We start from the raw sequence: 24,403 nt of genomic DNA on the forward strand, positions 1-24,403 counted from the left end.
CTTCTGATTTTTTCGGGATTATTGTATTTCACGGGCCAGCTGGATAGCTTTCTTCAAGGCAGCCAGCTTATTACCTACTTCCTGCAACTCATTTTCTTCGTTCGATTCGGAGACAATACCTGCACCAGCCTGATAAAATAGAGTAGTATTTTTACTCAAAAAGGAGCGAATCATGATGGCGTGGTTAAAATGATTGTCGAAACCGATGTAGCCGATGCACCCACCGTAATAACCACGGTTCTGATTTTCGTACTGGTCAATCAGTTCCATGGCACGGTATTTCGGTGCTCCGGATAACGTCCCGGCCGGGAAGGAGTCGCCATTCACCCTAAACGCGTTGCTGTTTTCGGGAAGATAGCCTGAAACCTTCGAAACGAGGTGAATGACATGCGAATAGTATTGAACTTCCCGGAATTGTTCTACTTCCACGTTTTCCGCATTGCGACTTAAATCGTTACGGGCGAGGTCTACTAACATCACGTGTTCGGCATTTTCTTTCGGGTCGGCTGCCAGTTTTTTGGCCAGTTTCCGATCCTGCTCATCATCGCCAGTGCGCCGGAATGTGCCAGCAATGGGGTTGATGGAAACTTTCCGTTCTCGGATCTGCAACTGGGCTTCAGGAGAGGAGCCGAAGATTTTGTAATCGCCGCAGTCGAAATAGAATAAGTAAGGCGATGGATTAATGTTCCGTAAGGCACGGTATACATTGAATTCATCACCGTGGAAAGGTTGGTTATATTGCCGTGAAAGAACAATCTGGAACACGTCGCCGCGATGGCAATGTTCTTTCCCGCGAGTAACCATTTTCTTGTATTCTTCGTCGGTGATGTTGGATGTTTCGTCACCATGTGTTTCGAAAGTGAACGTGGCATAATTCCGGTTTGCCAGCAATCCTTCCAGTTCATCGAGCGATTCGTCTTCTCCTTCCGGAAGATTTTCAATTAGCTGTACGCGATTCATATGGTGATTGATGGCGATGATGTACCGGTAAAAAGAATACCGAATTTCCGGAATGGCGTATTCCGGTTTAACCGGATTTTTGAATTTGATGGTCTCGAAATATTGAACTCCATCGTAACTGATATAGCCAAACAAACCGTTCGCAGGAATATTTGATAAACCGTTGGTGGGCTTAAACGATTGGAAAAAAGCATCCAGCTCGTCAGCTACCTGACCGTGTTTTTCCACAGGCCGGATTTCATCCTGGCGGTCGGGATATTTGATGCGGATGTTATTCTGTTCTACCATAAAAGTTGCCTCCGGCTTGATGCAGATAAATGAATAACTGTTCTCATTGCCATGATAATCCGAACTCTCGAGCAATAGTGTGTTTGGGTAAATGTCGCGCAGCTTTAGGTAAATACTGACCGGTGTTACCGTGTCGGCAAGAATCTCTTTTACGCGTGGACTGAATTTGATGGTCTTCATGATATCTTATGATTATGTTTTAATTTCTCGTATAAAAAGAAAGCGGCTTACCGTGATTCGATAAGCCGCTTTCTTCTGCATTACTACATACCAAGCTCACTCTCTTCACGGTTGTAAAAAGTTGCGGTGCCACCACCAACGCCAGGTCATATTGTTTGTATGCAGATTCATCGTTTTTGTTTTTTCTGATAATAAAAAAGCTCACCTTGTCGAGAAGGTAAGCCGTCATATCTTAAAATTCAATATGGCTTAGCCTCTCAAAAAGAGGAAAGTGCCCCACCAAAGCCATATTGATTGATTCAATTTCATTTTCTTCACGTTTATGTGGTAAAGAAAAAATAAAAATTCCAGATTGGCAATATTTTTGAGTTAAAATAAATACAAAATTTCTAATTCCGACAATTAATGTAATTCTTAAGCTGATTTTCTGAGTCGGGCCAGAAAGCGTTCCACCATAGGAACTGTGGTTAATGTAGGTATCTTCTCGTCTTCTACCGTAACTCCAAACTCTTTTTCAAAGTAGTAGGTTAACAAACGATTATCCAACTCGTCAAGAAACAACTCTTCCTTGTTGTTGGCAATGAGTATTCGCTTTTTCTGCAGTCCTACGCGACGTAAAATTCTATACAGTTTAACTTTTGTTGTCATGTCTCTCTTCTTAATTCATCATCGACGCTTACTCTGTCAAGATTCGGGCCAAAATTAAATCGAATTTCTAAAAAATCGAAATTATCGTTTTAAAAGTCCATAATGGGAGTGTTTTAATCGCTTTAGGGAATCTTTTGACAATCTGGCAGTCAGGTTATCTTTTCACCGCAGGCAACAGAAGCACACCCAGAAATCCATATAGTCCGGTCAGAAGAATAATTACCAACTCGGCGATAACCAACCTCTTTCGTTTTCTTGCGAAGAAGATTACCAGGTAAAGTAAAAGAAAGAACAGGTTCCCGATGATAAAGAGTACGTTTTTAGGGAACTGTATCATAATCCGATGGAAATCGGAGGTTAAAGGTCCGGACTCAATTTTGAATGGAAACAGAAGATCATTAGCAATTTGGGCTCCACGGGAAAAACTGGGCGCTAGTTTTTCGTGAAATTCATTCTGAAGTATGTATTGACGGTTGCTCGCGTACGCATAGACTTCGTCGGGTTTATCGATAATGGCCAGACGGGAATCGAGGTTACCTCTTAGGCTCAGCTTATCGGTTCTGGCATTATAGTGTTTTATCGGCCAGTTTATTATGTGGTACGTGTCGGTTTGCAGAACAAAGATATGATTGTCACTTGTGATGATGTAGCCATAAAATTCCCGGTTTCTGAAATCGGTGCAATCGATGTGGAGGATGTGAAAGTCCTCCGGCAACGGAATTTCAACGCAGTACGGTAACCCTTTTTCCATTTTTAGATGAAAGAGATGTTCCTGTTTGTCGACAATGAAGTACCCCTGATCGTACTTCTTCCGAATGGTTGGAATGCCGGCGATCATCCTTACCGGGAAAGTCATTCCTTTTTTCTTTAAAACTCTTGTGAATAGCTCACTCTTTCCGGGTTTAATGCCATTGGAAGCCGGGTCGATAAATTCGATTCCTTTGTTGTTTATCCGGAAATAGTCATCGGGTTTTTCGAGTGCGACACGGCCGGATTCTGACTCAAATAGCGGGTACAATCCGGCTTGTGGAGCGTCGATATCGGAGGGTGTTATTCGCGAGAAGAAATTGGCATTGTTGATTTCTAATACGTCCACTGGTTTCCCGAAAAGGGAATCTGGCATCAGGCCGTCGGTCATCAACTGGCGGAAATGAAACAGCGGCAATTGTTGTTCGTACTGACTCCGGTTAAAGTGCCTTCCTTCAGAGTCATAGTAAAGGGTTTTTCCATCCTCCGCTTTGCGTATCACAAATTGATGGGAAACAGAACTGTACATGACGAATGGAACAGGAACATGTCGTTCGAAAGTTGTCCGAAAGAAATCTGGCAGAAAAGCGGACAAAGTAAAGATAGACAGGAGAATGAGTATGTAGCGACTTACCTTAATCATTGATGAATCCCTTTCCTGAATCGGTATGCAGTGTATAAATGCGTGAAAAATGTCAATATCGTTATGATGGCAAGTAGTGGTAGTGCCGGCCGATAGGCGCCGGTTGTAGCCGTTTGATAGAACAGCGAAATGAAGGCGGAGGCCACGAGAATCAGCGACAGCCTGCGAACAGGCATTGATTCGAAGACAATCATCGTGGTTAGATGATAAGCGGTAATGCCTCCCAGAAACCACGGAGCGACGGTGATGAACGCATCCAGAATCAGTTTTTTGGGCAATACGAATGTTATTCCAACCAAAGCAATTACCAATTCCGAGAGGAAAATGGTTAACAAAAACAGGTTGCCCATCAGTGTCAGTTGCATTAACATTTGGTTTTCGTTAACCGGAAGATGGAACATCAGCTTGATGCGTTTTTGCTGAACTTCGGGAATGAATTGCGCCAAAGCAACGGCTATTCCCGTAAGGAGTGGAACATATTCCATCCATCGGTACGGATTAAAGTTATTGAAAAGCAAGATGTCCCATAAGTTTCCAGCTCCCATCAACTCAATCTGGTGGTGAATGTCTAATAGCAATTTGGCCCCCGAAAACAGGGCGACTGCAAAGAATCCAATCAGAATCCACCGGATTTTAGTCCATTCCTTTATAAACAATGCTTTTAGCATCCTGAATTTTTTTCTATTAATATTTTCCGGTCAGGCCGATGAAGGCGTCTTCCAGATTCATGTTCTCCTGTGAAAAATTTTCTGCTAAAATTCCATTTCCATCCAGAAAGGATTTCACTTCAATTTCCTCAGACCATGTATAAAGCTCTACATGTTGGTTCAATTGTTCCACATTGACAGCCGGAGCCTGACTCCAGTCCTCCACTTTTCGATCGGTTGTGAAGGTAAACTTCCGAAAGTGCTCCATGAAGTCGTTCAGCGGTTGTTGAGCAACGACCTGCTTCGAATCCAGAATCAGCACATCGTCTATTAAGCGTTCCATATCCTGGATGATATGGGAGGTCGTAAACACTGTTTTGTTTCCGGCCCGGGCATATTCGCGCAGATAATCAATAAATAGTCTGCGATAGCCAGGATCGAGGCCCATGCTGAAATCATCCAAAATCAGTAATTCCGGATCTTGTGCCAGAATGAGCCCCAGTGCCACCTGCGACCGTTGCCCGGTTGACATGGACGAAATCTTCTGATTCGGTGCCACATCCAACTTGGCCATTAACTCGTAGTATGGTTCTTTCTTCCATGCGGAATAATAAGCAGAATAGTATCGCTCAATTTCGGCGATGGTCATGAAGCCGTATTGAATGTGCCCCTCCAGCAGATAACCGATGCGTGCTTTGGTTGTAGGGGAAAGAAGTTGCGAATCTTCGCCAAAAATGTAACACTGACCTCCGGTCGGCTGCAGAAAACCATTCAAAATATTTATCGTCGTGGTTTTGCCGGTTCCGTTCTTTCCCAACAATCCGAGTATGCTTCCGGCAGGTACATTGAAATTCAGATTTTCGAAAACCGGTTTGGTTCCGTAATGATGCGTCAGGTTTTTACACTCGATGATATTCTCCATACCGGTTCTACTAATGTTGAATGATCAATTTATGATTGTTTGTTCCCTGTGTGCTGGTTACCCGCAAAATGTATACTCCTTCGGGCAGACCCGAAACGGCCAACTGGTTTTGATAATCGGTCGATTTGATGAGTTGTCCGCGCATATCGTAAAGGGTCGAGCGAACGATATTTTCGCCCGGTTGCGGTACGAGGTGAACGTAATTGCTGGCCGGATTGGGATACACTTTTAATTGAGCGATCGGTCGCACCAGATCTTCTGTCCCAACACTGCTGTCGTCATGAAGCGAGAGCAGAAGTCCATTGTAAATGGCGCCAGGCGCCTGGTAATTTTGTGTGCCAACGGCCAGGTTTCCTTTGAAATGACCTCCGGCAAGTATCTCGCCATTGGCATCCAATGAAAGTGTCCAAAGTCGGGCGCTGGAAACACTGCTGTTAAAATCAACCGCCCAATCGGGCACCCCTTCCGGCGAAAGCTTAATGAGCAAAGAAGCAAAGCCGTCTGTCGAATAAGTTTGCTTGTTGAAGTCCAAATCGGAACTCAGGTAATAAGCGGTGGAATAAACTTCGCCGTATTGGTTCACCGCAATATCACCCAGGTTGCCATCGCTGGCTGAGCCGCCCATGATGAACTGCCAAATCAGATTTCCTGCCGAATCGTATTTTGCTGCAAAGTAATCCATGCCATCGGCTGTTGCCGAATAGAAGTTTCCATCGGCTGAATCCATCGTGAAATCGCCGTTCACATTTCCTGAAATGAAAATATTATTATCTGCATCAGTCGCTAGCGCATATGCATAATCGTAGCTGGTTCCTCCGATTCGCTGGCTCCAGAGCAACGAGCCATCAGTAATATCAATCTTTCCGGTGTAAGCATCCATGTTCCCGGCCGATTGTTTCATGGGAAATTGTCCGGAGACCGCTGTCGAAGATACATACACGTTCTCGCTTGCCTCGACGGCAAAAGCAATATTTCCGTCAGGTGAAAGATTGACTTCCCGCAAGAAACCAGACTGTGTGTTAAATACATCGACATACAGCAGTTGACCGGTAGCATCGAACACGGCGATAAACGGTGTATGTTCGTCGGTAACCCCCGGATAAGTTGATTGGAGTGTGGTACCATCAATCGTCATGGATTGTGTGAAGGTTCCTCCGGCTACGATGTGTGATTGGTTGGCGGAAACCGATTCAACTCTGGAACTTCCGTTACTGGAAAATGCTTTGGCCCAGCTAACCGTTCCATCCGGATTGTAGCAGGTTAAGAAACCGGTTGTTTGAGCAGTGGATGTGCCGGAAAGTTTTGTATTATCGTCGAATCGCATATCGTTGTAGAACATTCCTCCCGTGTAAACGCGGTTATCGGGTGCTACGGCCACCTTGTATGGCGTGAGTGTATAAATTGAGGAATCGGAACCTGCTGTTTGACTCCATATAATTTGTCCGTCTTTTGAAGTTTTCAGCAACAGCATTTTTCCGGCAGTGTCGGTTGGTTGAATTTGATAGCTGTCGATGGTTAAATCTTTTCTGAATTTCGCTAACCAGTAATAACTTCCGTCAGGTGAAGCCGCGCAAGAATAAACTTCCACGTCATCCGGGCTGGACAGAAAATCTGACCAGCTTTCTTGTTGTGCGCTCACTGTTTGAATGGTGGCAAGCACAAAAATGACCGGAAGAAGTCTTTTCATAGTAAGTGCTAATGAATCGTCTAATAATAATTCGCGTCCAGGGGGAGTGAAAACGCAAGTGAGGAATGCCGGAATTCAGGTTGTATTAAAAATAGCTGCCCAAACCTATTTCCACAAAACTGTTTGTTTCCTCCATTGCTGTGAATCTGTTTGCTCCGCCTGCTAAGCGAATATAAGCATTTGGCGCGGGTTTCCATTCAGGATACCAGGTGATTTGAGAGAAAACCTTCACATCTCCAGCGGAAAGATAGCGGAAATTATGGCGAACAACCGGGCCTGTTATTTCTGATGTTTGCGGAATAAATACCGAGGCCGGAGCAATATTCAATGTGCTTCCCAAATCGGTTTCCCACGAAGCGGCCAACTCAGTTTCAATTCGTCCTTTTTGACCTGTAAAAAAGGAATGAAATACAGAACCGTGTGCTGTCAGTGTTTCGAGCTTTTGGTATCCGTACAAAATATTATTGGTTTTTCCGGAAAGGAGATTGACACTGGCGTTGAAAATCCAACGAACCTGCATTTCCTCTTTCAATAATGCCTTCCAGTCGATTTGAGCATTCAGGTATTGCGTGGTTAAATTTGTCTGCGCGGATTGGGTCATGAAATTTCTTCCATCGTTGTACTGCGCGGCGACACTGAAATGCTGATTCCATTTTTCTCCCGGAAGGGTAAATGAAACTAGGCCGTCAAATCGTTCCAGCGAATATTGCGCATCGGTTTCCGGATTGGATTCAAGTCTTCCGGTTTCCTGATTTAGGCTACTGGCATACGGTGTTTCAATCGCTGATTCTTCCCATATTTTGTAGCCCAGTTTTCCAGTCCATCGCTTTCCCCACGAAACTTTATTCTGAAAGAAAATGGTTCCACCTTTACCTGTTGCATCGTACCGGTAACTGAAGTTGATGCGGTTCAGGGGATGTCCGTATAGACTCAAACCGTTGATGAAAAAGTAGTCGTAACCAACATTGTTCTGGTAGGTCAGAAAATCAATGTCCTCCCGCGAACCTCGATACCACCCCTCGATTCCCAAATTCCAGTTCCCGGTTCGGTAAGTCAATGACGGTGTTACCGTGATTTCGAAAGCATTGTTGCCTGCCCGGGGATTTTGATCTTTCCCGCCGCTTTCGACCCGATAATTGAGGCCGAGTCCGGCTGCCCAATGTTGAGTAAGTGGAGCCAATCCGTGTACTTGAAGATGATACTGGTCTTTTTTCCAACTTCCGCCAATCGAATCAACTAATTGAAATGGATTGACCGGATGCGAAGATAAACGGTCGTGCCACATGATGTTGTCCTCGGTGCTGTGCCCGTAGTCGAATTTTCCAAAGAACCGTAATTGTTTGACCTGCTTGTAACCGTACGTCGAGAAGTTAAGGCCTTTAAACTTATCCGGAGTCCCGGTTTCCCGGAAAGGTTGACGGCGGATTGTTCCTGATAGTTCAAGCCGGTTAAAGTCCGGAAGTGAATCACCCAAAATAAGAGAAAAGGGAAGCTCGGTTCCCGGTTTCCCGAAGAGGAAAAGAGCTTGCTCATCCATTTCTGTTTGAACTGGATTTTGTGCAAACCCGGTTAGGGAGAGGAGCATGAAACTCAACATGCAGAGGATAATATGTCTGTTCAGAAATCTTTTCATGCTAATTAAACGTGCCGGGGGTTGGAAATGGAATCACTTCAAAATCTTCGCTTGAGTTATTGGTATCCGTCAGAATGATGCGACCATCTTGGTCCTGTTCAATCTTTCGCCGGCAACTTTGCAGGTTGAAGTTCCCATCGCAGTAAACAAAGCCGGCATCGATAGAATAAGGTATATGGTGGTACGCTCCGGCATCTGCCGAAGCCAGTGCTTCCACGCCGTCAAGTACCCATTCAGCCGGAATAACCATTAATGTCCTGCCCTTGGTGTCGTTAGGGCGGGGAACAAAATGGACTTCACTTGGCTGGTAGTTGTGGTAAATGACTATCCCGGTTCCGTAACTACTGAAAATCCAATCAAACGTCGACTGCATGCTGGCGAAGATTTCAGTCAGATTTGGTACTTCGGCAAAGTCAATATCCCGTTGTTTGTCGGGACGGTAAAGGAATGTTTCCCAATCGGCGTGTGACAGGTCGATGCTGTTTGGATTTCCGTTCGGGTCGTCCCGGTGGTTCATTCCATCCTGGGCAATCACGATGCTTTTTCCCGGTTCCAACGGATGTTGCTTTCCGGTTCCGGGAATCATCCAGACAAAGTCGAGGAAAACACTGTCCTGCACGCTGGCATATGGTGAAGGAGCAATGGCTGTCGAATTTCCGCTGGCGCCGTAAACACTGGCAATGTAAAGGCTGTCGAGGTAGATGGTTTCATCGCTGTTGTTAAAGATTTCGACAAACTGATCGGACCAGTAGGCTTTTCCATTGGGTGTCCGGGAACCGGTGTAATACAACTCTTTGATCACCAGTAAGCCGGCCAGGCTTTCTTTCAGTGTTTTACTACCTAAATCTGTATTCCCGGTTACGGTAATACCGGCCTGGCTGTAGTTGAGTGAAACATCCCGGTTTTGCAAAATATCTCGATCGGTGACTAATGATGACCCCAACGAGCGTGCTTCGGCTGCTGGATACTTTTTACCAGCCCACAGGCGGTAGTTCCCGGAAGTTACTTTATGAAACGTACATTGTCCATTGGCATCCGTCACACCTTCACTCGCCAACTGGTTATCGATGTTAATCAACCGAACGGTTGTATTTTCAGGTGAGCCACCAGAATAGTTTTCAGGTAATGATAACTGAATCGAAATATCGTACAACTGTGGCTCGATGTCGAATTTGTCATCGCGGCATCCGGTCAGTAAGAGCAGTGCCCAGAGCAAAAGAAATCCTATGTTCTTTAGTCTTTTCATTTAAAAGTGAAATGCCAGTTCTCCGCCAAAATAGAGATTGGGATTTCGTTTTTCAATGTATCCGGTGCGATTGTTCGCGTAAGCCGGGTTGTGCATAAACATGTTATTGGCAAAAAACGAGAAACGATAATTCTTCCCGATTTCTTTTGCCAGTTTCAGGTTGAGATTCCATAATGCCGGGCGGTTAACCGTTTCATAGGTTACCGGATCGATCGTTCGTATCAGAAATGGAAAATCGTTTTCCGCCTGTGCGGAAGTCAAGGGAATTGTATTGCCGTTTTCATCAATATATCCTACCGGGACGGAGCCCCGAAAAGTTGATTCGTATTTGTAAATCCATTTATTTTGCAGCGCAACCGTTGCCACAAACCGAAGTACCGGAATGTGCTGAACAATGCGAAAAGTTGTCAGAAATAGTTCACGCCGGGTCTTGTTTGACTCGTATAGCCCCATGTATCCGTTGGGATTGTTCGGGAAATTCCGGCTAATTTCGAGTATGTCCGGGGCGTCACTCCAGGATGTGTTGGTCGACCAGGCACCGCTTAGATTGAAGGAGGTGCCTGTTTGGGTAATTTGGGGTGATTGAATTGTGAATTCGATTCCTTTGCGGTCGATGTTCAGCGAATTATTCGGTTTTAGATAAGCACTCCGGTACGTTAATGTATCAACATTCACTTCGTCGAGTTGTGGCTTTTCCCCGTTTCCCGGAAGGTAAAAATAGGTGTCGTACACCGGATATGGAAATGCGGCCGACACATCGGTAAATGAATAGGCATTCCTTGTGTTTTCGTTGAAAAGGGTAGTATGAGCGCTCCATTTTCCGCCTTTTAAGTCAATTCCAATTTCTGCTTTCCGGTTAGTCATGAACTTCAGTTGATTATTCTTTGCATCGAAAACCCGGGTGGTCATCAACGCCAGACTTTCATCGGGATAGGTAGCCGAATAATACATGTAGCTGACCGCATCGAAGTAAGCCGCTTCGGGATAGAGATATACCAGGGAAGGAGCCTTGGCCGTGATTCCGTAACCTCCGCGAAGGCGTAAAAACGGGAATAGTTGATACGTTAAATTTGTTCTCGGCTGCCATTTCGTGTCGAAGCCACTTCTAAATAATCCGTCGGGTTGCACATTGTCGAACCGGATACCTGCCTGCCACCGGACTGATTTTCCTGCTAACGGAAAAGTGAAAGTATTTTCGGCAAAAAGTGAAAACTGATTCAGTGCCGGAACATCGTTATAAGATCTTGGTCGGTATGACGACGGTGGCAGATAACCTGTGTCGAATGTTTTTCCATTTCCGTGATTGACATCGGTTCGCCATTCGGCTCCGACAAAAAAACGGTCGCGGACTTTTTCTCCGCTTACAGCGAAATGCTGAATGAGTGACGCGAAAAAATTCACTGGTTTGCCCTCGATGCGTGTGGCCGTGTAGTATTCAGCGGGAGCAAAGGGAACTTCGAATGTTCCTGCAACCTGACTTGTGGGCAGAGGTTGTGCTTCGCCTGAACGGAGTTGTTTATTGTAGGCATCCTGATTCCGCATGGAAAGGGACGCCTTGTAGGTTAGCCTCTTCAGTATTTTTTCGCCGGATTTGATTTCACCTTTCGTACTTAAACGCAATCCTTTATCGCTGGCATATCGATTTTCTTCCAATGCAGCGTTCTTGTCTCCTTTATCCTGATCTTTTGCGTACAGGAAGGAAAGATTCACCTGGTTTCGCCAGTTCTGGTTGTCGCTATGCGAATCCCAGTTGATATTGGCTGTAGCCCGGTTATAAGTGGGTACGGGAATACGTAAATCCTGCTGTGAATGTGTGAGATCAAATCCGATGTTCAGTGTCTGGTTGCTTTTCCCCAAAGCAATTCCTTTTCCTAAACTGGCTTCCTGTGTGGTTGGGTCGAGACGAACTTTCCCTCGAAAGGGAGCTTTGCCCTGTGTGGTTTCCACACGGATAACACCTGACGTGAGATTCCCGTATTGCACGGAAGGGATTCCGCGAATGACTTCGACCTGACTGATTTGGTCCGCGGGAATGTCGCGCAGGTCGATTCCTCCACCACTTACAGTTGAGAAAAGTCCGTTGGCACCAATGGTGGCTGTGTTGCTCACTTGCAAGTTCGCATCGTTTGAAAGAGGTGTTCCATCGACAATAATGGCCGTTCCCAGTGCATCAATCTTATCCTCGGTTGAGGAACCGGTTCCTCTTAACTGTGCTTGCCCGGCTGAATTGAGGTCGGGATTTTGTGCCGGTCGTCCGGGAAGAAGTTGTAGGATATCGCCCAGATTGGTGGCCTGAACCAGTTCGATGGCTTGCTGCCCTATCGTGGTGGCAGAGGTCAGACTTTGCTCGTTCTCTCGGGCTAAAACCTTTATTTCTTTGAGACCAAGGGATTGAATCTGTAAGTTGATGTCTCGCTGAATGGACTGACCGGGAGAAATGTCTATCGCAAATGCTTTAGGATGGTATCCGAGGTGGCGGATGATGATTTCTGATTTCCCGGTAGGTACTTTTAGATGATAATTCCCCAGACTGTCTGTTAAATTCCATTCCCCTGTCTCGCTGCTGATAACGGATACATCGGATATCCCTTTTCCGTCGGGCCCGATAATTCTGCCATACAATTCGCCTTCATTTGCCTGCGCAAAAAGTACAGGAATACTGATTATCCAGAAATAGATAAGTAAGATGTATTTTTTGAAGTGAACTGTCATGTATGGTTAAAAACAAGGATGGTAGCAAATAAAATAATATTTATCGAAACATCATGTTTTTAACAGCATGAAACCTGAAATTCCATGGAAGATCAGTGTTTATGAGAATATTTATTTCTCAGTTAGGAAACGGAAGTCTATAATTATTTATCATAAAATTACAACGCTATCTCCGGATCAACTTAAATGTTTTCGGATGACCGGAATTATCGCTGACCTGCAGTAGGTAAATACCCGCGGGTTTATTGCTCAGGGAAACGGCCAGGTTATTTTCGCCGGAATGTACTTCTTTTTTCAGGATGGTTGATCCGGTCAGGTTCATAACCGAAACTTCATACGTTTTATCCGATGTTCCCAGATTTAACATGAAACGACCGTCGCTGCTCGGGTTGGGGTACACATTCATCTGGTCTGCCAATGGCGTATCGACTGCTGTATCGATAATGACATTATCCACAGTAATTGTATCGCGTGCAGTACGATTCGAGGCAATTAAACTTACCTGATATGTTCCGTCGAAAGCATAGTCGTGAATGGGATCAACTTCATTACTGGTCGATTGGTCGCCAAAATCCCATTCATAGTTAATGGCATTTGTCGATGTATTGGTGAAAGTCACCTGTTTCCCATCGGCCAGCATTTCAAACCCGGCTTTAGGTTTGAGGAAGTTATCTTGCAGACTGAAATATAAAGCACTGTTGGATAGAATGAAAACTTTATCGCCGAAATTGGCCAGTTCGTAAAAATAGGCCGGCCGGCCGGCATCTGCCGATTCCCAGGTGGTTCCCCAATCATCTGAGGTTTGAATCAACTGATCGATTTTTCCGGCAATAAGCGTGCTGTCACCTACCTGAATCATATCGGTTAGTACCGATGTGCTGAGTAAATTGAATGTCGCCATGCCGTCTGTACTGGCTACCATACCGGCTGAAGAGGACATATATATTGTATCAGGATTGATAACCAGAATATCGGAAATTACTCCCATGTTAGCATCTGCTATTGTTGTCCAGGTTTTGCCGTAATCGTTCGTTTTCCAGATGGTTTTATTTCCGCCTAAGTACCCGGTTTTTCCGTCAACCGAAAATTCCATGGCGAACAGATAGGATGTGTAACCGCTGTATAAATCGTCTGATGTTTCCGTCCAGGTGGTTCCATGGTCAGTTGATTTGAATATGAAGCCATGATATTCCTTGCTGTCAGCCGGGTTAGTCCAGCGAGCAGCGGTATAAACCGTATCACCGACTGTAGCTAATGGCATGAATTTGATATTGGCTCCGGCTACCAAATCTGTGAGATAATTTCCTGAGCCGTCCGAGAAATTGGACAAAGGCAGCGGGCTCCAGGTTTTTCCTGAATCAGATGTGGCTATAATAAAGTTGTTATTTCCTCCAAAGTAGTATGAAATGTAACCATGTGTACTGTCTGCCTCAAATTTCATATCCATTGGAGTGTAGGCTGAAAGTGAATCGCTTACTACAACTTTAGGCCAGGTCAATCCTCCATCGGTACTTCTAAAAATCTCTCCTTTCAGACCAAGAAGTACTGCAGAGCGGTCATTCAGTTGAACCAACTTGGCCAGGTGTGTATTCGAATTGATAGGAACCTGCGTCCAGAGGCTGGTGATATTATTCACTGCAACGCTTTGCGCTGCAGATGTCACTTTGGCAACAGCATTGGTCGCCGTAAGGGTGACGTCGTATGCCCCAAAGGCGGGATAACTGTGCGTGAGGTCTATACCATCCATAACAACACCATCACCGAAATCCCATGTCAGCGTTCCGAAATTCTCGGCCTGATTGGTAAAGGCGTATTCGTTATCCGTTTGTGTATAGGTAAAATCTGCTTTTGGATCCAAAATTTCATTGGGACCTATGTGTTCCATGATTCCATTGCTGCCTAAAGCCCAAACTTTGCCGGCGAATTCGTCGAGATGAAAGAGTGTGGTATTTTGTCCAATATTGGCCGATTGCCACGTTTTTCCTTTATCGATTGTGCGGGCCGTTTTGGTATCACGGCCTCCTATGGAAAGGAATGTGGTATCGTTCAGCACGAACGCATCGAACGCATAAATGATGCTGTCGCTGGGAACGATTGTTGTTCCGCCATCTACGGTTGTGGAAACACCATACTGACCGGCAATTACAGCTGTGTCACCGAGCGCAGGAATAATATCGTTGAGTGAGCCAAGTGTTGAGCTTGAAAGATCGTTCCAGGAATCGCCACGGTTGGTTGTTGTGAGAAAAGCGCCCAGCGAACCGACTGCATAACCTCTGCTGGCATTAAATGCTATTCGGTTGATTGTCGAGCGGCCAAAATCGGGCGAAGTAATGTGCCAGCTCACTCCGGCATCGGTACTTCGGAAGATGTAGCCGTAAGTTGTTCCGGTAGCCGGATCGGCCCAGGAAAGAGATGTGAGAATGGTATCGCTATTTAAAGCTACTACCGATGAAAAGTTGGCCTTTTCACCTGCCATCGGATCGGTGGTTATATTGGAAGAACCATCGCTGAAAGCACTCAGAGGAACAGGAGTCCATGTGTCGCCACCGTCGGTAGTGTGCAGCATGGTTCCGTTCTGATAAACTCCGGATAAATCTTTCGCTTTTGTTCCGGCTACGTAGCCGTTCAACTGCTCGGAAAAAGAAATATCCATGAAATCGTACGGAATTTTCTGCGGCAGCGTGAGTTGCACCTGTGTCCAGGAATTTCCACCATCAGTGGTCTTCATAAGCAGCGTATCCTTTCCGGAAAGCATCGCTTCTTGTGTGCTAATCGGATATAATTTCATCAATGTTTTGCCGGTTCCGGTATCATACGGAATCCATTGGGCATATACGGAAGGAGAAAAAACAAAAAGCGTAACAATCAGGATGAAAAGTGCAAATCCTTTCATTGCTGTCGGGTTTAGGTAAAAAGCAAAAACTAAATTGCGGTTTTGAGGGAAAAACCAATCGCTCAAATTTAATGTTAAAAATTTGGACATCATATTTTTCAGGGATAAAATTCAAATCCCTGAAAGAGAAACGTATATGTTAAAGAATTAATTTTCGGAACGAAATGGATTATTTTTGGAACCCGTTTTTCCATTGGCATAATGTATTTCCAGCATATCGGCATTTGCCCATTCATTTATTTGGTTCGCGCTTGCCTTTTTTTTGTTGAAAAAGATTTGAAGTTCCGGATTATTCTGTACAATGGTTGTTCTTATTCCCAAAACGGGCGGGTGAACTGATAGGTGACTTGTCAGGTAAGGAAGCATTCGTTGGTAACTACTTTCTCCCGGGTGGTTGTATTTCAGTCGTAACGTGTCAATTAAGTTTATCGGCGTTTGTTCAAACCGGCTAAAAGTTTGTCGAAAGGGAATAAACATCGTTTTTATAAAGTCATTTCGTGCAATGGAGGTGTCTTGAATGGCTGTACCCGATAGTTGATAATTGAGTTTTACCTTCCGGATATTCAGTCCGTTTTCGATGCGTATTTCTCGCTTTTCGATAATTTTTTTTAGCGTATTTGGGCCAATATTGGTTCTCTTGTCGTAATAGATATTTACCCTCACCGGACAATCGAACGTTGTTTCGAAACCGTAAACTGCCGGTAAATTTTGCAGCAAGAGATGTTGCAAATATTCGGCGTCGTAAATGTCATATAATTGGTCGATGCCAGCTGTTATCACGCCGAGTTCTTTGACCTCTGGCAGAACGGGTTTAATTTGACGTCGAACGGGGGTGAAAATATTTTTCCTGATATCGGTGGGGGTCACTTTGCTGGCATCGTACCAAATTTTGACCGAATGGTTGTCTACATAAGTGGCAACGCCCAGCACACCATTCACCTTCTTCATCCCGGAAGCAAAAGCCATGGAACTTCCGTAGCATTTCACATTGTCAAGTCCGCTGAGGGTCATCGTTGATGCATTTTCCATATCTGCCGTCTCTCCCCATTGCTGCTCGATTGTGGGGATACGTACCGAAGCGCCCAAAAACAAGCCTAAAACGATTAGTAAGGATGCAATGGCTATCGGATACCATTCGCGGTAGCGGTGATTGATGGTTAAACTCTTTTGTTTGTGGCAGGAAGCTACACAGGCTCCGCAAAGGTTGCAATCAATGTGGCGCACCTCTGTTAATTTTCCTACCGGGATGCCCTGCGGACAGCTATCGGTGCACTGTTCACAGTTATTGCAGGTGTTGTTGTTGCGGGTAATTCGGTGTAACGGCAACGGGAAACTGGCCTTTCGCTGAATTTCGAATAACCAGGCTAAAATGGTCACGGCAGCCAGCGGCCAGACATATGATAGTTGTAATCCTGCTGCATTGGTCAAAATGTATGCAATGGTCACCACGCTGAACATGAGGAAGTACCTGAAAATATTGGAGACTGCACCTAACGGACAGAGATACCGGCACCAGGCAGTGCGGATAAAAATGGGGGTCACAATGAAGACCAACAGGGCGATACCAGCCCACAACGGATTCACATCGGAGCCAAAGCCAGTGGTGGCTGCATAATATGGGTCGTATGTCTTGCAGAATAGTTCGCTGCTGCCAACGGTGTAGTAAACGGTTACAAATAGCAGGATGTATTTCAGGCTGCGAAGGAACTTGTCAGCAATTTCAGGGACTTGTTTTACCTGCAATTTCCATTTCCGCCCCAGCGATGAGAGTTTTTCGGTAATGGTTCCCAGCGGACAGACTACGCCACAAAATAATTTGCTGAAAATAATAACACCGATGGCGAGAACTGCTCCCATGACAATTTGCACACTACTCATAGTGCAAGCCAGCGAGCCCTGTTCGAAAAGACTGGCAGCTGCCTGCAGACCGCCGAAAGGACAGTAAGCTTCGTAATCGGGTTGAAATGCCCGGTCGAAGAAGCTACGTACAACGAGATAGAGAATCCAGGCAATGACGCCGAAGCGGAAAAATTCGCGCCACGGATGGAGCGATTTGATCCTTTTGAACATCAGGTTAATTGTTAGTTAGTCGGTTTGTTGTATAATGTTGCCGGGTTATTCCCCCAGCCAGCCGTGTTTTTTCAGGTATTGGCGGGCTTCTTCACGCGTTTGCCAGAAAGCCCCTCGTTTTTCCCAATAGGTTTGTCCGCTCTTTACTTCTGCCGGGCAGTTTTTAGCCGGAGCAACCATTACCGATTCCAGAAAACGGAGTTTCAGTTCCCTGTCAGTTTTGCGAATAACACGTGCTTTGATTGGCCGGCCATAATAATGACCATTAATCGGAGCGGTTACGACAGCGTATCCTTCTGTACCTTCCTTTACCCAGCCTAATTTTCGCTGAAACTCTTTGGCTGAAATAGCGGTCGTATCGCGTGGACCTGCCTTCGCCTTTTCCAATGTCATTAGGTATTCACCTTCTGTTTGCGCCGCCTTTTTGTCGACCCGGTGACAGGCGGAAAGAAATCCTAAGCCTGACAGTAATATGATTAATAATGAAATTTTCATGTTAATACTTGAACGTATTTCAAAGGAAATAAAAATTGGTGAATTTCGATTCAAAACAACCGGCGATTGCCATATTATATAGATAAATAGTATCACTTATTAACATTATGTATCTGTTTTTAGAAAAAATAACATTTAGATGCAGATTTGGAGTACGAAAAGGTAATATAATTCGTTTGTATGGAAAAGATTTTGATTTATTTCGGGCATGGATGCAATATTAACACAACAGCTTCACATCTGGACACCATTGATTTATGTAATCCTCTTTGTAGGGTTGCTGATTGAAGGGGAAAGTATTCTGTTTGCAGCATTCTTTTTGGTGAATCAACAGGAGCTGCAACTGTTTTATACTATCGTGGTAGCTATCGCCGGTGTCCTTACAGGTGACTTGCTCTGGTATTATGGAGGAAAGTTGCTAATGCGCGTACCATTCGTACAACGTCTGTCGGAGCGTATGCCTAAAACCATTGACCACTTTATCCGGCGAAAGCCAATACTAAGTATTGTAGGTTCTAAATTTTTATACGGAATGCACCGGCCCACTTTGTTGCGTCTGCATGCGGCCCGTATCAATGTGAAAACCTTTCTGCGTGCTGATATTCCCGGAACCATTGTCTGGATTGCGGTTATCGGAATTGCGGGTTACCTCTTTTCCGAGTCCGCCGACTTGCTCGACGGAAAAATGAAGTACTGGCAACTGGGAATGATTGGTGGCTTGTTGGTATTTACCGTGGTAACTCATTTTGTTTCCAGATTGGTTGTAAAATACATTACAGTAAGAAAAAAGTAATTGATCGGTTTGAGAACTTAAGACATACAGAAAAGGCTGTCCTAAACGGGCAGCCTTTCGTATTTATATATGATGGTGTGTTATTTCAACACGTTCAGCTCTTTTCCAATTTTGGTAAAAGCAGTAATGGCTTTGTCCAGATGAGCCCTATCGTGGGCGGCTGACAACTGAACACGAATGCGAGCCTGACCTTTCGGGACAACCGGATAATAGAACCCAATCACGTAAATACCTTCCTCCAGCAGTTTGGCAGCAAACTCCTGCGACAATTTGGCATCGTACAGCATTACAGCACAGATGGCCGACTTGCTGGGCTTGATATCGAAGCCTGCTGCCTGCATTTTACCCATGAAGTATTCCGTATTTTCATGCAGTTTGTCTTGCAGTTCAGTGGTTTCAGCCATCATATCGAACATCCGGATTCCCGCATTAACAACTACCGGCGGCAGCGAATTGGAGAATAGATACGGACGGGAACGTTGGCGCAGCAGCTCAATGATTTCTTTCTTCCCGGTAGTAAAACCGCCAATGGCGCCACCGAAAGCTTTACCCAATGTTCCGGTAATGATATCTACTTTCCCGCGAAGGTTGAACAACTCGGTTACACCGCGACCGGTTTCGCCTACCACTCCGGCAGAGTGACATTCGTCGACCATTACCATGGCATCGTACTTCTCGGCCAGTTCGTTGATTTTATCCATGGGAGCTACGTTGCCATCCATAGAAAATACACCGTCGGTGACGATGACGCGGAAGCGGGCTTTTTGAGCTGCTTTTAGTTGCTCTTCCAAATCGGCCATATCGGCATTCTGGTAACGGAAGCGTTGTGCCTTACACAACCGCACGCCGTCGATGATGGAGGCATGGTTCAGTGAATCGGAGATGATGGCATCCTCATCCGTAAGAAGTGGCTCGAATACTCCGCCGTTGGCATCGAATGCAGCGGCGTAGAGAATGGTGTCCTCGGTGCCGAAGAATTCGGCGATTTTCCGCTCCAGCATTTTGTGCAAATCGGTGGTACCGCAGATGAACCGGACGGATGACATCCCAAAACCGTGACTGTCGAGCGCCTCTTTAGCCGCTTCAATCAACTGCGGGTGGTTTGACAAGCCCAGGTAATTGTTGGCGCAAAAGTTTAGTACTTCCTTACCGTCTTCGAGATGGATAACCGCACTTTGCGGTGAAACAATAATGCGTTCGTCTTTGTACAAACCCGCTTCCCGGATGTTATCCAGTTCCTGTTGCAGGTGATTTTTTATTTTGCCGTACATAATACTTATGGTATAAAAAGTTTGTCGAATTGTGTGGAGAAAATACTCTCTGTTTTACCGGCCTGCTATTGGTCAGTCCAAAATCAATTACAAAAATAACGGAAAATTCACGGTTTGAGGGATGATATTTGGCAGGGAAGCAAAGAACGTTTCGCAGACTTCTACGAAAGGATAATTTGTGATTTCACTTTTTTTAACAAAAAACCCATGTCTCCGGACCAACTTTTAATGTTCGGTTGCGTATGGATAAGTTGGAAACTCAACAAAAATAAATTTATGGACAGACGTAAAGCCTTACAACGAATGGTAACCGGGAGTGCGACACTCTTTATGGTACCCACCGCCCTGGCTGCATGCGGAAACACTAAAAAGAAAAGCGCAGACAATTCTCAGCTGACGGTAAACCTGGCTGATGCTGCCAATGCACCGCTCAAACAGCAGGGGGGATTTGTGGTAACCGACAATACCATTATTATCAATACTGCTGCTGATGGTATCATTGCGTTGTCGAGTATTTGTACCCATAAGGGATGCACGGTAGAGTACGATAAAACGAACAAAGACATTCTGTGTCCGTGTCACCAATCGGAATTTGCTTTCGACGGCAGCGTACTCCAGGGACCCGCTGTGAAACCGCTCCCAAAGTATAAGGTGACGCGTAACGGCGATACGCTGACCATTGATCGTTCATAAGACTACAATTCATAATCTCCCCCTCTGTAATGTTGACCTCGGCCCGGAAATTTTTCCGGGTTTTCTTGTTTTGTCCTGCTTCCGGTTCGTTCATAATTTATTGTTCAGTAGTTTTTAAGGAGGTTTTAATTTTTCGTCTTATTCATTTTCAGCATATTGCTATTGTATTTAATGAGTCTAAATAATGATTTATGGAAAGACGTAAAGCCCTTCAGCAAATGTTTTTAGGAACCGGAACACTCATGGTTGTTCCTGCCGCTTTGGCATCGTGTTCCAAATCGGCCAGTGCAGGGGCTCCGTTAACAGGGGACCTCACACTTGATTTGACCAATTCGAAGTACAGTCAGCTAACACAGAGCGGAGGCTCGGTGATTGTTGGCAGTACCATTGTGGTGAATACGGGAAGTAACAATTTTATTGCGCTTTCGGCTATTTGCACGCATGCTGGTTGTCTGGTGGAGTATCAATCTTCGCAGAAAGACTTCTATTGTCCTTGCCACGGTTCGGTATTCTCTACTTCGGGTAGTGTGATGCGTGGACCGGCTGGCAGTCCATTGGCTAAGTATCAAACTACTTACGATGCTACGGCCAAGACCGTCACTGTAAAAGGCGCCTGAAAAAAATTGTATAGTCCTCTCTTTCCCGTTTCCCTGCTCGTTAGGGGAGCGGTTTTTTTTGCCTTTTAATTCCTACCGGGAAGAGAAGGTGTCGATTCTATATTATGAATTCACCCGCGTTATTCCGCCCGAGACAATAAATTTCATGGCTTCAGCCGGATTGATGTCGATGGGATGAACGCTGGAAGTGGGAACCATGTACAACTCGCCTGAGAAGTTATAAGAGTGTGGGAAATAAATCGCCACTAATTCCTTCCGGCCAATCTGTTCGAGTGTTTCCTGGGTGATGAATCCCATTTTCCACAATTGATTTTCGTGATTGATGAGCACCATGGCTGGTTGGTTGAACTTTTTCTCCTTCCCCACGAAGGCAGAGAAGAGATCGCGCAGTGACGAATAGATGACCCGAATTAACGGTGCCCGTTCGAGCAGTTTGTCGATAAAACGGGTCAACGGCCGGGCAATGATGGTTTTTCCAAACATTCCCAGGAGGGTGATAAAAGCAAATATGATTAGGATACCTAATCCCGGCAGACTTATTCCAAACCAGGCATCGAGGTTGGCGCGCAGTAATCCGTCGATGAAATTGAATACGATGAAGATAACATAGATGGTGATGGCTAGTGGCGCTATTAGCAGCAGCCCTTGCAGGAACCAGGTTGTAATACGTTTCATAAGTTTCTTGTTTATGATTTATTCAAATCAGGTGCTTTGGTAGCTGTTGTTTTACACGATTCCAGTATCTGGATTTGTTCGGCTACAATCGCCCTGGTGATTTGCGATAGCCAAAACGGCATATGTCCCCGCGGGTGAAGACCGGCAAATTGTCCGATAAATTGAAGGAGTACCTGCAGGTCGTGCCAGGCGCCCAGTTTTGCATCGAGTTTTTCTAACCTGGCTGTGATGGTTTCATCCCAAACGGATGAATCTTTTGTCAGCAACCGGTTGAGGTATATCAGCTTCTTTAGCTGTTTCCGCTGCCAGTGCAAATTCCCGGTTATTTCCGGGGCGAGGTGGGCTGCCTTAATCTTTTCCATCAGTTGCTTCATTTGCTGCGAAATGACGCCCGGGAGCTCTTCCGTAGGAATTTCGTTTCGGTGTTGCCGTTCAAATGTATCGATATCCGGAATGGAAACGTGTTTCATTTGCTTTTCTTCTGCGAGATAGCCTTGCCACAACCAAGCGGAAAATCCATTGTGCCGGATATGATTTTTCAGGCAAATTTTGCGAAAGCGTTGCCGGGCAACCGTGAAATCGCGTAGGCGGCTGGTTTGCTGGTAATAATTCCGGAAGGAAATAAATAATGATTTGGCCGGATACCGTTCGGGGAAAGCGAATTCGAGGAGTAGGCATTGCACTCGTATGGCCTTGAACCGAAGCCTGAGTTGATGCAACTCTTTTTCCTGTTCCCGACGAAGAATGTGATTTCGGGAACCAACGGTTCCGGTTTTGCTTACAGCATTCATGTCAAAACAGATCAACAATTAAGGTCGGAAATCGGTTGCAACAATCTGTTCCTGTCCGGTCTTTAGAGGTTTATTGCCGGGCTTTTTCCGCAGCAGCGTGATCATATTTCTTATCTTTGTCCCAGTTTTTTGAAAGAACGTGAAACTGAAAAATATACCATCATGAGTGATAGAAAAGTGAGGGTTCGTTTTGCCCCCAGTCCGACCGGACCGCTGCACATGGGCGGGGTGCGTACCGCGCTGTTCAATTACCTGTTTGCCAAGGGACGCGGTGGCGATTTCCTGCTCCGCATCGAAGATACTGACCAAAACCGTTACGTGCCGGGCGCCGAGGAATACATTATGGAAAGCCTGGCGTGGTGTGGAATGAAGCTTGACGAAGGCCCCAAAGAAGGCGGACCACATGGACCTTACCGCCAGAGTGAGCGTAAGGAGTTGTACCACCAGTATGCCGAACAGCTGGTTGCAGGCGGGAATGCCTATTATGCGTTCGACACACCGGAAGAGCTGGATGCTGCCCGCAGTGAAGCGGAAGCAAAAGGAGAAACCTTTACTTATAATGCCGCTACCCGTGGCAACATGAAGAACTCAATTTCGCTATCGGAAGCAGAATGGAAAAAACTGCTAGCTGACGGCGTTCCTGCAGTGGTTCGTTTCCGGATGCCCGACAACGAGTCGGTCACAGAGGATGACCTGATCCGTGGCCGTGTGACTTTCGAAACTTCGTTGCTCGACGATAAGGTGCTGTACAAAGCCGATGGTATGCCAACCTATCACCTGGCCAACGTGGTAGACGATCACTTGATGGAGATTACGCATGTGATTCGTGGTGAGGAGTGGTTGTCGTCGATGCCGTTGCACGTGCTGCTGTACCGTGCACTGGGCTGGGTCGATACGATGCCTCGTTTTGCTCATCTGCCGCTTATTCTTAAACCGGTGGGCAAAGGAAAGCTCTCGAAACGTGATGGTGATAAAATGGGATTTCCGGTTTTTCCACTGGAGTGGAAAGACCCGAAGTCGGGCGAAATTTCAAGGGGGTACCGCGAAGATGGATATTTCCCGGACGCGTTTATCAACGTTTTGGCACTGCTGGGCTGGAATCCCGGTACAGAGCAGGAGCTTTTTTCGATGGATGAATTAGTAGAAGCCTTCTCGCTGGAGCGAGTTGGTAAGTCGGGTTCCCGCTTCGATCCGGAAAAAACCAAGTGGTTCAATCATCAGTATTTGGTAGCGAAGAGCGATGAAGAGCTGGCCAAATTATTCCTTCCGCTGTTGCGGGAAAGGGGAATGGAGGCTAACCCAGAGATGGTTGCGCGGATCTGCAGTATGGTGAAAGAACGCTGCAATTTTGTTCCGGAAATCTGGGACCAGAGTTATTTCTTTTTCGAGTCACCGAGCGAGTATGATGCCAAAGTGGTGAAGAAGCGTTGGAAAGAGGGTACGCCAGAGATGATGACGGAAATAGCAGATTTCTTGGAAACCTTGGAAACCTGGAAAGCTTCGGAAATCAAAGAACCGTTCTCAGCTTTCGTAAACGGAAAAGAGTGGGGATTTGGTGCGGTCATGAATGCTTTTCGGCTTTGCCTCGTTGGCGGTGGATTCGGCCCTGACTTATTCGAGATTTGCGAAATCATTGGAAAGGAAGAAACCCTTCGTCGGATACGGAACGGTATCGCTAATATCAAGAGATAACAATATTCACTCAATATTCTGAAGGAAGGTCATCTGAGAAATCAGATGGCCTTTTTTATTTGACGTTTTTATTGAAAAAAATGTGTTGTTTTTAGGATCT

At 45.6% G+C, this 24,403-nt stretch carries 20 protein-coding genes; 4 read left to right on the top strand and 16 right to left on the bottom strand.

The window, feature by feature from the left end; genetic code table 11:
• Window positions 1-18 precede the first annotated feature (18 nt).
• The 13 genes from T426_RS0101975 to T426_RS0102035 form a co-directional block, all read right to left on the bottom strand.
• A complete protein-coding gene (locus tag T426_RS0101975) occupies window positions 19-1,428 on the bottom strand; it encodes an anthranilate synthase component I family protein (RefSeq protein ID WP_027585204.1) in 1,410 nt (469 codons plus the stop codon).
• Between the two features lie 19 nt (window positions 1,429-1,447).
• A complete protein-coding gene (locus tag T426_RS0101980; protein WP_025862859.1) occupies window positions 1,448-1,657 on the bottom strand; it encodes a hypothetical protein in 210 nt (69 codons plus the stop codon).
• Between the two features lie 185 nt (window positions 1,658-1,842).
• Complete coding sequence (locus T426_RS0101985) at window positions 1,843-2,076, bottom strand: hypothetical protein (protein ID WP_025862860.1); 234 nt, start codon at window positions 2,074-2,076, stop codon at window positions 1,843-1,845.
• A 154-nt stretch (window positions 2,077-2,230) separates the two neighbouring features.
• On the bottom strand, window positions 2,231-3,466 hold the full coding sequence (locus T426_RS22445) for a DUF4857 domain-containing protein (protein ID WP_025862861.1): 1,236 nt from the start codon (window positions 3,464-3,466) through the stop codon (window positions 2,231-2,233).
• On the bottom strand, window positions 3,463-4,134 hold the full coding sequence (locus T426_RS0101995; protein ID WP_025862862.1) for a hypothetical protein: 672 nt from the start codon (window positions 4,132-4,134) through the stop codon (window positions 3,463-3,465). The genes T426_RS22445 and T426_RS0101995 overlap by 4 nt, the downstream gene beginning before the upstream one ends.
• A gap of 16 nt (window positions 4,135-4,150) precedes the next feature.
• Complete coding sequence (locus T426_RS0102000; protein ID WP_025862863.1) at window positions 4,151-5,035, bottom strand: ABC transporter ATP-binding protein; 885 nt, start codon at window positions 5,033-5,035, stop codon at window positions 4,151-4,153.
• Between the two features lie 10 nt (window positions 5,036-5,045).
• Window positions 5,046-6,722, bottom strand: a complete 1,677-nt coding sequence (locus T426_RS0102005) for a T9SS type A sorting domain-containing protein (RefSeq protein WP_025862864.1) — start codon at window positions 6,720-6,722, stop codon at window positions 5,046-5,048.
• An 85-nt stretch (window positions 6,723-6,807) separates the two neighbouring features.
• Window positions 6,808-8,355 (bottom strand): DUF6850 family outer membrane beta-barrel protein, encoded by a 1,548-nt coding sequence (locus T426_RS0102010; protein WP_169737666.1) that lies wholly within the window; start codon window positions 8,353-8,355, stop codon window positions 6,808-6,810.
• 1 nt (window position 8,356) lies between these two features.
• On the bottom strand, window positions 8,357-9,601 hold the full coding sequence (locus tag T426_RS0102015) for a DUF4876 domain-containing protein (protein ID WP_025862867.1): 1,245 nt from the start codon (window positions 9,599-9,601) through the stop codon (window positions 8,357-8,359).
• Window positions 9,602-12,313 carry a TonB-dependent receptor gene (locus tag T426_RS0102020; protein WP_025862868.1) on the bottom strand — a complete coding sequence of 904 codons (2,712 nt, stop codon included), beginning with the start codon at window positions 12,311-12,313 and terminating at the stop codon, window positions 9,602-9,604.
• 166 nt (window positions 12,314-12,479) lie between these two features.
• The gene (locus T426_RS0102025; RefSeq protein WP_159103279.1) at window positions 12,480-15,206 is read right to left on the bottom strand and encodes a YCF48-related protein; all 2,727 of its coding nucleotides are present in this window, start codon (window positions 15,204-15,206) and stop codon (window positions 12,480-12,482) included.
• Window positions 15,207-15,353: 147 nt separating this feature from the next.
• Window positions 15,354-17,276 (bottom strand): 4Fe-4S binding protein, encoded by a 1,923-nt coding sequence (locus T426_RS0102030; protein WP_025862870.1) that lies wholly within the window; start codon window positions 17,274-17,276, stop codon window positions 15,354-15,356.
• A gap of 45 nt (window positions 17,277-17,321) precedes the next feature.
• Complete coding sequence (locus tag T426_RS0102035) at window positions 17,322-17,771, bottom strand: hypothetical protein (protein WP_025862871.1); 450 nt, start codon at window positions 17,769-17,771, stop codon at window positions 17,322-17,324.
• A 208-nt stretch (window positions 17,772-17,979) separates the two neighbouring features.
• On the opposite strand from T426_RS0102035, the gene T426_RS24845 reads away from it, so the two are divergent.
• Complete coding sequence (locus tag T426_RS24845; RefSeq protein WP_025862872.1) at window positions 17,980-18,564, top strand: DedA family protein; 585 nt, start codon at window positions 17,980-17,982, stop codon at window positions 18,562-18,564.
• Between the two features lie 80 nt (window positions 18,565-18,644).
• Here the strand turns inward: T426_RS24845 and kbl are convergent, their stop codons facing one another.
• Window positions 18,645-19,835, bottom strand: coding sequence for a glycine C-acetyltransferase (gene kbl / locus T426_RS0102045; protein WP_025862873.1), 1,191 nt, complete (start codon window positions 19,833-19,835; stop codon window positions 18,645-18,647).
• A 276-nt stretch (window positions 19,836-20,111) separates the two neighbouring features.
• On the opposite strand from kbl, the gene T426_RS24850 reads away from it, so the two are divergent.
• Both T426_RS24850 and T426_RS0102055 read left to right on the top strand, forming a co-directional pair.
• On the top strand, window positions 20,112-20,528 hold the full coding sequence (locus tag T426_RS24850; protein WP_159103280.1) for a QcrA and Rieske domain-containing protein: 417 nt from the start codon (window positions 20,112-20,114) through the stop codon (window positions 20,526-20,528).
• A gap of 191 nt (window positions 20,529-20,719) precedes the next feature.
• On the top strand, window positions 20,720-21,145 hold the full coding sequence (locus tag T426_RS0102055; RefSeq protein ID WP_025862875.1) for a QcrA and Rieske domain-containing protein: 426 nt from the start codon (window positions 20,720-20,722) through the stop codon (window positions 21,143-21,145).
• A gap of 102 nt (window positions 21,146-21,247) precedes the next feature.
• Here T426_RS0102055 and T426_RS0102060 read toward each other — a convergent pair whose 3' ends face one another.
• Together T426_RS0102060 and T426_RS0102065 are read right to left on the bottom strand one after the other, a co-directional pair.
• Window positions 21,248-21,820 carry a DUF502 domain-containing protein gene (locus tag T426_RS0102060; RefSeq protein ID WP_027585206.1) on the bottom strand — a complete coding sequence of 191 codons (573 nt, stop codon included), beginning with the start codon at window positions 21,818-21,820 and terminating at the stop codon, window positions 21,248-21,250.
• An 11-nt stretch (window positions 21,821-21,831) separates the two neighbouring features.
• Window positions 21,832-22,611 (bottom strand): CHAD domain-containing protein, encoded by a 780-nt coding sequence (locus tag T426_RS0102065; RefSeq protein ID WP_025862877.1) that lies wholly within the window; start codon window positions 22,609-22,611, stop codon window positions 21,832-21,834.
• A 162-nt stretch (window positions 22,612-22,773) separates the two neighbouring features.
• On the opposite strand from T426_RS0102065, the gene gltX reads away from it, so the two are divergent.
• Window positions 22,774-24,303, top strand: a complete 1,530-nt coding sequence (gltX, locus tag T426_RS0102075) for a glutamate--tRNA ligase (RefSeq protein ID WP_025862878.1) — start codon at window positions 22,774-22,776, stop codon at window positions 24,301-24,303.
• Window positions 24,304-24,403: the final 100 nt, after the last annotated feature.

The sequence above is a fragment of the Prolixibacter bellariivorans ATCC BAA-1284 genome, assembly GCF_000621705.1.
Lineage (GTDB): Bacteria > Bacteroidota > Bacteroidia > Bacteroidales > Prolixibacteraceae > Prolixibacter > Prolixibacter bellariivorans.